The sequence below is a fragment of the Flavobacterium sp. 83 genome, assembly GCF_000744835.1.
Classification (GTDB): Bacteria; Bacteroidota; Bacteroidia; order Flavobacteriales; family Flavobacteriaceae; genus Flavobacterium.
This window is the reverse complement of the sequence record NZ_JQMS01000001.1, coordinates 3,516,931-3,528,634: the sequence shown is the minus strand read 5'-3', so window position 1 is coordinate 3,528,634 and position 11,704 is coordinate 3,516,931. Positions and strand designations below refer to the sequence as shown.

Sequence of the window (11,704 nt, the reverse complement as noted above, 5' to 3'; positions counted from 1 at the left end):
GAAGTATCGAGAATCTTTTAACAATAAAGGCTTCTCGATACAATATTAAACATTAAAGCTCTCGCATTAATGTTTAATATATTACTCGAAGTGACGCTCAAAAGTTCTTAATTTTAATGATATTGCACTCGATTTAACAAGAAATAAACTTCTACACTATTTATTCCAAATTTCCCAAGCTTTCTCAGCTTGAAAAATAAGCATATCCAGTCCGTTTTTTATTTGGGCTCCTTTTGCTGCAGCTTTTTTAAGGAATTGCGTTTCGGCAGGATTGTAAATTAAATCATAAGCAATGTGCTTATCCGTGAAAAACTCATACGGAATCAATGGAAATGCATCAACATTGGGGCTCGTTCCTACCGGAGTGGAATTTATGATGATTTGGTAATTATCGAATGTCGTTGCATTGATTCTATCATAATCGATAGCGTTTTCTTTAGCTTCTCTGGAAACAAAAGTATATGGAATACCCAATTCATCCAGAGCAAAAGCTACTCCTTTAGAAGCGCCTCCTGTTCCTAAAATCAAAGCTTTTTTGTGGTGTGGCTGCAATAAGGGTTGTAATGATTTTTTGAAACCATAATAGTCCGTATTGTAGCCTTTCAATTTTCCTTTTTTGGTTATTTTAATGGTATTTACCGCACCAATTTGTGCTGCGTTTTTAGATAATTTATCAAGAAATGGAATAACCGTTTCCTTGTAGGGAATTGTTACATTCAGTCCTTTTAAATCCGAAGTGTTTTTAATTATCTCCGGAAAAGAGGATATTTCAGGAATGTCAAAATTCTCATAAGTACAACCTGTGAAGTTTTCGTTGTTAAATTTATCAGTAAAATATCCTTTCGAAAATGAATAATTAATATTACGTCCTAATAAACCAAAGCGTTTTCTAACTATGTCAACCATTATTTTTTATGTTTTGCTATATAATTTTGTACCATTTTCTTTGTCCAAACTACAGGGAATAAATCTTCTAAAAGTATGTAGTTGTCAAAATTCAATCGCAAAGCATTACTCAAATGGAATTTTGCTTTAGTGTTTTGGCCAATCATAAAGTATAATCCAGCCAAACGGTATTCGACTTCATTCTCTTCTGGGAAATATTCAGAAGCTTGTAATAAAGTTTGAATAGCACTTTCAAATTCGCCTAAAAATTGTAGAATATCCACCCAGAATAACCAGGTGTCTAATCCGTAATCCCCAAATTCCACTGCTTTTCTATATCCAAATTCAGCTTCCTCAAAGAAATTCATTTGTTTGTTAATAGTAGCATATCGTTTCCAGTATAAGCGATTTTGGTTGTCAATGGCTAATGCTTTGTTGACAAAAAATAATGCTTTTTGGTAATTTTTTTGGCGTACATAAAAGTCAGTGATAGCAATCCAACCCTTATCCAAAAGTGGGTCTTCATGTACAGTTTGATTGAAATATTTCAATGCTAAAACTTTGTTTCCCAGTTTTTCATAACATTTCCCCATACGGAGTAGAGCATAGGAAGTTGCGTCGTCTAATTCGATAGTTCTGCTATAGCTTTCTATTGCTTCTGCATATTTTTTTAAACGTTCGTAAGCTTTGGCTTTTTCCATGAAGGCACCAAGGAATTCATCATCGATTAAAGTTGCATAATCAAAGGCGCGAATGGCATTTTCGTACTCTTTTACACCGTAATGCAAACGTCCTAGCTGATGCCAAGCGATTTCGCTGTACGGGTTTTTGTCAATGTATTTATTCAAATAGGTGATAGCCTCTTGATTTTGATCTAAAAATTCAAAACAATACACAACGTTGTATAACGCTGATTGGTCTTCCAGATCTTCTTCCAGACATTTGATAAAGCTCTCTTTTGCCATTTCAAGATTGTCCATAAAAAGATATTCCATACCTATTAAATTATAGACATCGGCATAGTCATCAGTGTATTGTAATGCTATTTTCAACATTTCTACGGCCTTCTCATGCTGGTCTCTTTTAGAACAGATGTTGGCTTTTTGAATGTAAATTTCTTCATTGGTTGGTTCAATAGCATACAACTCATTCAATAGCTTTTCGGCTAATTCGAGTTTGTCATCATACACAAGCATTTCCACCTGGACTAGTTTTAGTCCGGTAGATTTTGGATGTTGTTCCAATGCCAGTTTGAGCGCTTTTTTTGCCAAAGCGGCCTTACCCATATCGAGATAATGAAGAATAATTTCTTCAAATTCTTCGGAGTCAAAAAAGAGAACTTTGTTAGTTTTTAACATGGACTCAAATTTAGACAATGATAAGTTATAGTCTTCTTCTTCGTTGCTTAATTGCATACTGTGTGTTTTTAATTTGGCCTAAATAAATTTAGGAAATCGTGCGTGTACTGCGAGGGAAAGATAGAATTGTTGTGAACAATTTAATTAACAAAAAAGCTTTGGTTTAAACGGATGCCATAGCCCTGATAAGAGTGGAAATCCTTTTACTTTTTTTCTTTAAAAAAGTAAAAGATTGCAACGGATAGCAGGAAATAGCTCCCAATTGCGATATTTTAAATATTATTTCTTGTTCAAAATTTCATCCATTACTTCAAGCATGATGCTACAACCTTCTCGTATTTCTTCTTCAGAAATGGTTAGCGGAGGTGTTATTCTGATGGCACATCCTTCAAATAATAACCAGAATAATATGAGCCCTTTGTCTTGACATTTGAGAATCACTTCGTTTGTTACATCGGCACTTTTTGTCATTGCAGCTAGCATCAATCCTTTTCCTCTTATTTCTTCTATCAAAGGATGTACCAAAAGTGTTCTGAACAGTTTTTCTTTCTCCATAGCTTCGGCCATGAGATTGGTCTCAGTTATTTCCTGCAAAGTTGCCAAACAGGCTGCCGCTATGACAGGGTGACCTCCAAAAGTGGTGATATGACCCAGTTTAGGATTATCGCTCAATAAATCCATCATGGCAGATGAAGCTGTAAAAGCGCCTACTGGCATACCGCCGCCCATTCCTTTTCCCATAACGATGATATCAGGAACGACATCATAATTTTGGAATCCAAAAAGTTTTCCCGTTCTCCCAAAACCAGGTTGGATTTCGTCGAGAATCATTATAGCGCCCACTTCAGTACAACGGTTACGCACTTTTTGAAGGAAATCATTATGGGGCTGAATAAATCCAGCGCCACCTTGAATGGTTTCCAGAATAATTCCTGCTGTTTTAGTCGTTATTTTTTGTAAATCTTCTTCGTTATTGAACGTGATAAAATCGACATCAGGAATCAACGGGCGAAAAATTCTTTTGCGTTCTTCGAATCCCATTACGCTCATAGAACCCATAGTGTTTCCATGATAGGCATTGTGGCACGAAATCAATTGGCTTCTTCCTGTGGTTCGTCTGGCGAGTTTTAAAGCACCTTCAATGGCTTCTGTTCCTGAATTCACCAAATAGGTTTTGTCTAAAGGTGCGGGCAGGAACGAGGCTAATAGTTTGCAATACTGAACCGATGGACTTTGGGAATATTCCCCATATACCATGACGTGCGAGTATTTATCTAACTGATTTTTGATGGCTTGATTGACTCTTGGGTGCTGATGTCCCAATGCGCAAGCAGAAACTCCGGCCACAAAATCCAAGTATTTTTTATTATTAGAATCGTAAATGTATGAACCTACTGCATGCGACACTTCCATACCCAATGGATAAGGGGAAGTTTGTGCTTGGTATTTTAAGAAATCGGTATTCACGGATATTTGTTTAATCGTTTATTTGTTTATGCTTTAATTCGAGAGAACTATAATCTAAAATGGTGGCTGAGAACTAAAAAATAACCACTGATTACTTACTCTTCCCTTTCTTTTTATCATAGTTCAATGTTTCCTTTCGGATCTTCATTGGAACATCTTTCTTTGCTTCTTCGGCCTTAGTTGCTTTGGCTATTTTACCGTTGTCTTGATTTTCTTCAGGTGGAAAAATATCGTCTTTGGATTTTATTCTTTCATCGCCACGCCAGACTAAACCCCGGAGTTTTCGTGCGTTTTCAGGTAAATCTTTTTCGGGATAGATATCACCATCCACTTGCTGGAAAAAGGTGATGGTTTCTATCGTTTTTTTATCAAAAATGATATTGATTTTACTACTCACATTTTTGTTGATTCCAATGAGCTCTTTGGCATCATTCCGCATATAATAAATGACTTCGGTATTTTTTATGATATCCACATCATGCAATTTTCCTTCCTCAAATTTTCCAAAGAGATTTTGTCCTTTTACCTGATTATAGCCTGTTCCCAGCGTATCTTTCGAGACCAGAAAAGTATTATTGAGGACTTTAAGTGAATCGAGCGCTTTGGTGTTGTTATTTCCAATAAGATGCATGATGTCACCTGTAATCTGGTTTTCACCATTCCAAAGTATAGGATTCCCTATCAGTTTTGTCAACGCAGTTTTGGAGCTCGAATGTATCGAATCACATTTACCACTCATATCCGTTTTATAAAAGCGAACATTGTTGAAAGCCCGAATAATTCGGTTTCCTTCTTTCCCGGTAACCATTAATTTTTTTCCGTGAATGTAAACAGAGTCGTTTTCGACAAAGTTTACCGCCACAGCTCTTTTGGTTACAAACATGGAATCCTGATTTTTATAAATTTCAGCATAATTTCCTTTGACAATTCCGCGATTGATAGAATCCGTTATTTTGACATTTCGTGTTGCCGATGCAAATTCCTTATTTCTGTCATAATACAAACTGTCTCCTTTTATAACCCGATCATCGTATCTTATATAGGATTTATTGAGAAAATGAGCTAGATTTTTTTTGGTGTCATAAAATCCTTTTTCGGTATAAATGTAATTGGCTTTACTGGTAATTGTGGAAGGTCCTAAAAGATAGGAATGCCCCGAATTGCTGAAATAATCCAAATGATTTGTTTTTATCACATATTTTGGATTAGTAATGGTTACTGCCGTTAGAAATTGGAATTTTTTTTCAGCGACATAGTATTTTCCTGATTTACTTTTTAAAGTATTATCCTTATTTACGATTGTTCCGGGTGAATTATAAAATACTTCCTGTGTGTTTCGGTCAAAGTTGATGGTGTCTGTAGCCAATGTCGCATCCGGAGAACTCATCACTGCATTTCCCGTAGCAAATGCTTTTTTTACATTTCCGTTATATTCAGCATATTTACTGTTTAAAAATAAAGTATCACCTTGAACTAATTGTACATTACCAAAAGCTTTAATATAATTTTCGTTTTGAAAATAATAAGCTTTGTTACAAGTCAAAACTACTCCATCATGATTCACACGAACATTCCCGGTTAGCAAAACAGCATCGGGTATTTCAACTTGATTAACATCAAAATAATCAGAATGTTCTACAACAATTTTTTTGGGAGCTTGTGCCAAAACCAAATTTGTACAAAGCAATAGTAAACAACAACGAATGAAAAATAGCGGTTTCTTCAAGGGATTTATTTTTTGTCAAATTTATGAAAAAGGAGACAATCCTAATCCATATTAGGATTTATTTATAATTACATAAAATTATGTAAATAATCACTTTGACGTATTATTAAAGTTATCAACAAATAGTAGTACTCTTTCGTTGTAGTATCCGTTTTCAAAAACGTTTTTTTTTAATTTTAAACGATAGCGGCTTCTTTACTCAAAAATATATTAAATTTAAAAATTGATTTAAAAATCATAAAAAAAAACAATGAAATCAGCATAAATAATTTTGTATGATAAAAAAAATAACTATTGTTGCAGGAATAAGTGTTGTGTTTTTGGCAGCAGCTTGTAAAACAAAAGATTTAAAAATGAATACAGTACAGAAGGAGACCGTCTCAAATAAAAAAGAAGTTGTATATCAGGTTTTTACACGATTGTTTGGTAACAAAAATACCAATAATAAACCTTGGGGAACTATTGAAGAAAATGGAGTAGGAAAGTTTAATGATTTTACAGATATCGCATTACGGGAGATAAAGGATTTAGGTGTAAGTTATATTTGGTACACAGGTGTTCCACATCATGCCTTAATACACGATTACTCAGCAATTGGAATTTCTAATGATGATCCTGAGGTTGTGAAAGGTAGAGCAGGTTCTCCATATGCCGTAAAAGATTATTACAATGTAAATCCAGATTTAGCTGTTAATCCTGCCAACCGTTTGCAAGAATTTGAGGATTTGATTGTAAGAACTCACAAAGCAGGTTTAAAGGTGATTATTGATATTGTTCCTAATCATATTGCGCGTAAATACGAAGGGAAGAATAATCCTGAAGGGATTACTGATTTTGGAGTCAATGATGATGTTTCTGTCGAATATAAAAGAAATAATAACTTTTATTATATTCCACACAAACACTTTGAAGTGCCTGACACAGATAAACCTTTAAACGGAGAAAGAAACCCTCTTGTTGATGGAAAATTTGAGGAGTATCCTGCAAAATGGACCGGAAACGGGTCTCGTCTCGCAAAACCAGATCGCAATGACTGGTATGAAACGGTAAAAGTAAATTACGGAATTCGTCCTGATGGTTCGAAAGATTTCCCAGAACTTCCTGCCGGTTTTGATGCAAAATCATATAAAGAACATTTTGATTTTTGGAAAGGAAAAGTGGTTCCTGATTCTTGGAAAAAATTCAGAGATATTGCCTTGTATTGGACTGCCAAAGGGATTGATGGCTTTCGATATGATATGGCCGAAATGGTACCCTATGAGTTCTGGAGTTATATGAATTCAGCTATTAAAGTTAAAAATCCGAATGCTTTTTTATTGGCCGAAGTCTATAATCCGAATGAGTATAGAAATTATATTCGTTTGGGAAAAATGGATTATTTGTATGATAAGGTTGAAACATATGATAAATTGAAAGATGTAATTAGAGGAAATTCTTTGCCTGACGGATTATCTGATATACAAAATGGTATGGCTGATATAGAACATCATATGTTGCATTTTCTTGATAATCATGATGAACAACGTTTAGCAAGCCCTGAATTTGCAGGAACGCCAGAAAAAGGAAAACCTTTAATGGTTGTTTCAACTACTATAAGCACTTCACCTACGATGGTTTATTTTGGACAGGAAGTAGGAGAGGCAGGAAATGAAAATGCAGGATTTGGAACTCATTCCAGAACTTCAATCTTTGACTATATCGGAGTTCCGAATCACCAACGCTGGATGAACGGAGGTAAATTTGACGGAGGTCAATTAACACAAAGTGAAAAAGATTTACGTGATTTTTACAAAAGATTACTTAATTTTTCTTTAAACAGCTCTGCTTTAATGGGAAAATACCAAGAAATTCAAACGGTTAATCGCCATGATACTCAGGGGTACGATTCAGGAATTTATGCTTTTACCCGTTGGTCAGACACTCAAAAATTAGTAATAGTCACTAATTTTTCTTGGCTTACCACCAGTAATTTCGAATTGAAAATCCCTTCAGATATTATCCGAAAATGGCATTTAAAAGACGGAAATTATACGGTAACGGATCAGCTGTATAACAAAAGTGCTATTCAATTGCAGGTTTTAAATGGAGAAGGAAAAGTGCATATTACAATCGCTCCATCTGAATCATTTATTTATCAGCTTTAAAAAAATCAAATAAAAAGGGGAGAAATAGTACTATTTCTCCCCTTTTTATTTGATTTTTTTAAAATTTTCTTGTTTCTAGGATTACTTCTGATCCAGGATATTGTACATCTGAATTTTCCTCAGCTGTAATAAATATTTTTGAGGGTTTAAATGCAGTAACCGTTTCAAATGATGCTTTTAATTTTGATGACATAAACTTTGTATCACTTTTAATTTGACCAATATTTTTGACAAGTGTTTCTTCAGTTTCAATCCAAACTACATAATTATTTTTTGAAGATTCCAGTCTTTTTACTTCGGCTAAATTATCTATTTTAATTTTAAGTAAATAATTCTTGTTATTATCTTTTTTAATGGTAACCTGTCCACGTGCTGCAGGTACTATAGATGAGCTTTGAAATGCTATTTTTTTAGCACATGAAGTGAGTGAAAGAGATACGAGGATTAAAAAAATACCGAATAAGATATTTTTTGAAAAGAAATTGGATTGTGTTGTGTTCATTTTGTTTAAATTTTGTTTTTTAAAACTATTAAACAAAGTTGATTCTTTTCAAGACGAAGATGATTATACAAACTGATAAAAAAATTATGAAATTCACAGGTATTTTTAATGAAAATTATAAAGTTGTATAATAGAATTTTAATTTTTTATAACCACATCGAGTATGTTAAGAAATATTTCTTAGACAAATAATAAGAAGTTATAAAATTGCTAAATTTTTTATGTATGGTATTTAAATACACATGTAACCCAATCGTTTTTATTATCCTTAAATGGTTTTGATAGATTTTTGTCTTGTTTTATTTTGTTTAAAAAACAAACTAGTTATGAATAATTAGTACTATAACCAATAGTAGTTTTATTTCTTAATTAAGGCATTGTCGTAATTTTCAGCCACTTTTTTCCAATTGATTACGTTAAAAAAAGCATCAATATAATTTTTTCTTTTGTATTGGTAATCCAAATAATACGCATGTTCCCAAACATCTAAAGCTAGGATTGGTGTTCCTGGAACAAGTGCATTTTTCATCAAAGGATTATCTTGATTTTGAGTACTGGTTACTTGGAGTTTTCCAGTTCTGTCAACCACAAGCCATACCCAACCGGAACCAAATTGTTTTGTAGCTTCATCTTTAAATAAAGTTACAAAATTTTCAAATGAACCAAAATCGGTTGTAATAGCTTCGGCTAAAATATCTGTTGGCACTCCACCTGCTTTAGGAGCCATAATTTGCCAATATAGAGTATGATTGTAATAACCACCGGCATTGTTTCTGGTATTGGCATCGTTTATGTCTAATTTTGCTAATACTTCTTCAATCGTTAGGTTTTCTAATGGTGTGCCTGCTACCGCTTTGTTTAAATTATTAGTGTATGTTAGGTAATGCTTCGAATAATGCATTTCTAACGATATTGCTGAAATATTTGGAGCTAATGCATCGTAGGAGTATGGTAATTTTTCTAATTGAAAAGAGCCTTCAATTGCCTTAACATCATCAGGAACTCCAACAGTAATTTTTTCTTGAACTGTAGGTAATGGAACTTCAACAACTTCAGTAAGTTTTTTGTTATTACAAGATAATAATAGTGTAAGGAGCAAAGAACTAGAAATTAATAAGAGTAACTTTTTCATGATTAACATTATTTTTTCAAAATAGAATTTATGATTGCAATATACTGCTCTTTAGCTTCATCAGCAGTAATATGGCTAATTTGCATCCAGGCATTTGTTTTAAAAGCATCTCTTAAATGGTAATTAGAAGTTTGCTTTAAATCCAAAGTTCCTATTGTAGCTTGTTTGTAGTAAGCATATAAACGCAATTGTACATCCTGTGGTAAAGATGCTTGAGTCATTTCAGATGCTATTTCAACAGCTTCTTTAAATCGCGTTTCTAAATCTTTTTCAATCATTATCCTTTAGTAGCAATAATAGTTTTTCCTCCAATTGCTTTTTGGTTAAGCACCACATTGATAGGTGTTCCTAAAGGTAAAAATATATCTACTCTTGAACCAAATTTGATAAAACCCGCATCAGTTCCCTGGATAACCTGCATTCCTTCTTCGGCATAATTGACAATTCGACGGGCTAACGCACCTGCGATTTGACGGTATAGAACGGCACCGAATGTTTTATTTTCAATAACTACTGTAGTTCTTTCATTTTCCTCACTCGCTTTTGGATGCCAAGCTACTAAAAATTTCCCAGGGTGGTATTTGCTGAATTTTACAATTCCACTTAGTCCATAACGAGTAACATGCACGTTTATAGGTGACATGAAAATTGAAATTTGCAAACGTTTGTCTTTGAAATATTCTCCTTCGTATACTTCTTCAATAACAACTACTTTTCCATCAACAGGAGCTAATATTACATTGTCATTAAGGATTGCAGTTCTCTTTGGATTTCTAAAGAACTGTAAAATAATAATTAAAAGTAAAAGGGCACTTAATTGAATTAACATTTTAAGCCAATAGGTGTCAATAAATTTATCAGACAATAAAACGACAACGGCTGTAAAAAAAGTGCCTAATAAAATTGATGGGGTTCCTTCTTTATGAAACATAGTTTAAGATTTGGTAAAATAAAAATATAATTGGTGCTACAAATATAACACTATCTAATCGATCTAGAATGCCTCCGTGACCAGGCATAATACTTCCGCTGTCTTTTACACCAGCAATGCGTTTGAATTTGGATTCAATTAAATCTCCAATTGTGCCTACAATACCAACAATAACGGCAATTGAGGTCCAAATTAAGATGGATCTTTCGCTAAACTGCGGATTGGCTCTAATATAATATTTTGAAATTAAATAACCAGCTAGGACTGCAAAAACGATTCCGCCTAGGAATCCTTCAATTGTTTTTTTAGGTGATATTTTTTCGAATAATTTAGTTCGGCCTATAGATTTTCCAACAATATAGGCAAAGGTATCGTTAGTCCATATTAAGATAAATAACCCAATTATAATTTTAGGATTATAATCATTTATTCCAAAAGAAATTTTGGTGATAAATACAAATGGAAGTATTATATATCCGAGTAAGTACAAGTATTTTGATGAAGTACTGATTTTTTGGATATTGTCATAAAATAAGAAAAGAATACATTTTATGGATACTACTAATGCTATAACTAATAAAACAATATCTAATTGTTGAATGTTTATTGCGAGTTCAAAATCAGTATTGAATAACTGATTGATCGTGTCTGTAGTAATTTTATTGTAATGACTTAGTAAAGTTACTGCACTGTATAAAATCGTTCCGAAAAGTATTGGGAATATTTTATTTATTTGAATTAAATTGCAAAATTCATAAACAGTAATGATAAGAAATACTCCAAATAAAATAAAAAAGCTTTCCGTTGAATATAAAATAGAAGCGAGTAGTAATATAATATAAATGGCTCCTGATATACCTCGTTTTAGAGTTTCATTCATTTTAAAGGTCTTCTAAAAGCAATAAATAAAGATTTTTTGCTGAACTTCCGTATTGTGTAAAATCTTCTTCTTTTGCTTTTTCGAAATATTTTATTGTAGTTATGTTAGTTGGATAATCTCTTTCGTATTTCTTTTTTATGGCACTAAGACCATCACTTTTTGCAGCAAGAATTTGACTTGTATTTGCCAAAATTATAATATTGGCAGGCAATTCGTTTGGTTTGTTTTGTTTGATTTGTTTCGATGAGAATAAAACAGATCCTTCTTCAGCAATTAAATTTTCGCAAGTTGCGAGCAAGAATTTGGGGTTTTTAGGCTTGTCATAAGAAAGTTTATTATCATCTAATATCCCATAAAGATTAGGCTCATAGCATAAAACTTCACTTTCAAACCAGTCGTTTTCTTCGAGTATGTTTTCAAATTGTTCTTTAACTTCTTCTGAATTTTCACAGTATAAAAATTTACCACCATTTTTTTTAAAATTATAGATAAATTGTTCATCTATAGAGATAGCTTTATCAGCAAAGGATTTGCTAAATTCACTTTCTTTATCTTCCTCAGAAGCTGGATTATTAGCACCAAAAAATTTTCTAAAAAGACTCATACTCTTTAATCTGCTTTATTTATTATTTGAAAACGTCCAAAGATAAAAAAATCTTAATTCAAAAGAGGTTTTTGA

General features: G+C 32.9%; 11 protein-coding genes. 1 reads left to right on the top strand and 10 read right to left on the bottom strand.

Going from position 1 to position 11,704, the window contains the following annotated elements; genetic code table 11:
* Window positions 1-156: 156 nt before the first annotated feature.
* From T410_RS15240 to T410_RS15225, 4 genes are all read right to left on the bottom strand, one after another.
* Window positions 157-906, bottom strand: a complete 750-nt coding sequence (locus T410_RS15240; protein WP_035673362.1) for a shikimate dehydrogenase — start codon at window positions 904-906, stop codon at window positions 157-159.
* Window positions 906-2,300: a tetratricopeptide repeat protein gene (locus tag T410_RS15235; protein ID WP_035673359.1), complete on the bottom strand. Its 1,395-nt coding sequence runs from the start codon at window positions 2,298-2,300 to the stop codon at window positions 906-908. Before T410_RS15235 ends, T410_RS15240 begins: the two co-directional genes overlap by 1 nt.
* A gap of 222 nt (window positions 2,301-2,522) precedes the next feature.
* Window positions 2,523-3,710, bottom strand: coding sequence for an aspartate aminotransferase family protein (locus T410_RS15230; RefSeq protein WP_035673357.1), 1,188 nt, complete (start codon window positions 3,708-3,710; stop codon window positions 2,523-2,525).
* Between the two features lie 91 nt (window positions 3,711-3,801).
* Window positions 3,802-5,436, bottom strand: a complete 1,635-nt coding sequence (locus T410_RS15225) for an OstA-like protein (protein WP_035673353.1) — start codon at window positions 5,434-5,436, stop codon at window positions 3,802-3,804.
* A 275-nt stretch (window positions 5,437-5,711) separates the two neighbouring features.
* On the opposite strand from T410_RS15225, the gene T410_RS15220 reads away from it, so the two are divergent.
* Window positions 5,712-7,580 (top strand): alpha-amylase family protein, encoded by a 1,869-nt coding sequence (locus T410_RS15220; protein ID WP_035673350.1) that lies wholly within the window; start codon window positions 5,712-5,714, stop codon window positions 7,578-7,580.
* 58 nt (window positions 7,581-7,638) lie between these two features.
* On the opposite strand, the gene T410_RS15215 is transcribed toward T410_RS15220, so the two are convergent.
* The 6 genes from T410_RS15215 to T410_RS15190 form a co-directional block, all read right to left on the bottom strand.
* Window positions 7,639-8,082: a hypothetical protein gene (locus tag T410_RS15215; protein WP_035674718.1), complete on the bottom strand. Its 444-nt coding sequence runs from the start codon at window positions 8,080-8,082 to the stop codon at window positions 7,639-7,641.
* 358 nt (window positions 8,083-8,440) lie between these two features.
* Complete coding sequence (locus T410_RS15210; RefSeq protein WP_035674716.1) at window positions 8,441-9,214, bottom strand: superoxide dismutase; 774 nt, start codon at window positions 9,212-9,214, stop codon at window positions 8,441-8,443.
* Window positions 9,215-9,222: 8 nt separating this feature from the next.
* Window positions 9,223-9,492 (bottom strand): acyl-CoA-binding protein, encoded by a 270-nt coding sequence (locus T410_RS15205; RefSeq protein ID WP_035673348.1) that lies wholly within the window; start codon window positions 9,490-9,492, stop codon window positions 9,223-9,225.
* On the bottom strand, window positions 9,492-10,145 hold the full coding sequence (locus tag T410_RS15200) for a phosphatidylserine decarboxylase family protein (RefSeq protein ID WP_035673346.1): 654 nt from the start codon (window positions 10,143-10,145) through the stop codon (window positions 9,492-9,494). The genes T410_RS15205 and T410_RS15200 overlap by 1 nt, the downstream gene beginning before the upstream one ends.
* The gene (locus T410_RS15195; RefSeq protein WP_035673344.1) at window positions 10,135-11,025 is read right to left on the bottom strand and encodes a phosphatidate cytidylyltransferase; all 891 of its coding nucleotides are present in this window, start codon (window positions 11,023-11,025) and stop codon (window positions 10,135-10,137) included. The genes T410_RS15200 and T410_RS15195 overlap by 11 nt, the downstream gene beginning before the upstream one ends.
* Before the next feature lies 1 nt (window position 11,026).
* Window positions 11,027-11,629 (bottom strand): lactate utilization protein B/C, encoded by a 603-nt coding sequence (locus tag T410_RS15190; protein WP_035673341.1) that lies wholly within the window; start codon window positions 11,627-11,629, stop codon window positions 11,027-11,029.
* Between the last annotated feature and the right edge of the window lie 75 nt (window positions 11,630-11,704).

Excerpts from the sequence above, each read along its gene's own strand:
- T410_RS15200 (WP_035673346.1), bottom strand. The coding sequence starts at position 10,145 with ATGTTTCATAAAGAAGGAACCCCATCAATTTTATTAGGCACTTTTTTT.
- T410_RS15210 (WP_035674716.1), bottom strand. The coding sequence starts at position 9,214 with ATGAAAAAGTTACTCTTATTAATTTCTAGTTCTTTGCTCCTTACACTA.
- T410_RS15235 (WP_035673359.1), bottom strand. The coding sequence starts at position 2,300 with ATGCAATTAAGCAACGAAGAAGAAGACTATAACTTATCATTGTCTAAA.
- T410_RS15190 (WP_035673341.1), bottom strand. The coding sequence starts at position 11,629 with ATGAGTCTTTTTAGAAAATTTTTTGGTGCTAATAATCCAGCTTCTGAG.
- T410_RS15240 (WP_035673362.1), bottom strand. The coding sequence starts at position 906 with ATGGTTGACATAGTTAGAAAACGCTTTGGTTTATTAGGACGTAATATT.
- T410_RS15220 (WP_035673350.1), top strand. The coding sequence starts at position 5,712 with ATGATAAAAAAAATAACTATTGTTGCAGGAATAAGTGTTGTGTTTTTG.
- T410_RS15195 (WP_035673344.1), bottom strand. The coding sequence starts at position 11,025 with ATGAATGAAACTCTAAAACGAGGTATATCAGGAGCCATTTATATTATA.
- T410_RS15215 (WP_035674718.1), bottom strand. The coding sequence starts at position 8,082 with ATGAACACAACACAATCCAATTTCTTTTCAAAAAATATCTTATTCGGT.
- T410_RS15205 (WP_035673348.1), bottom strand. The coding sequence starts at position 9,492 with ATGATTGAAAAAGATTTAGAAACGCGATTTAAAGAAGCTGTTGAAATA.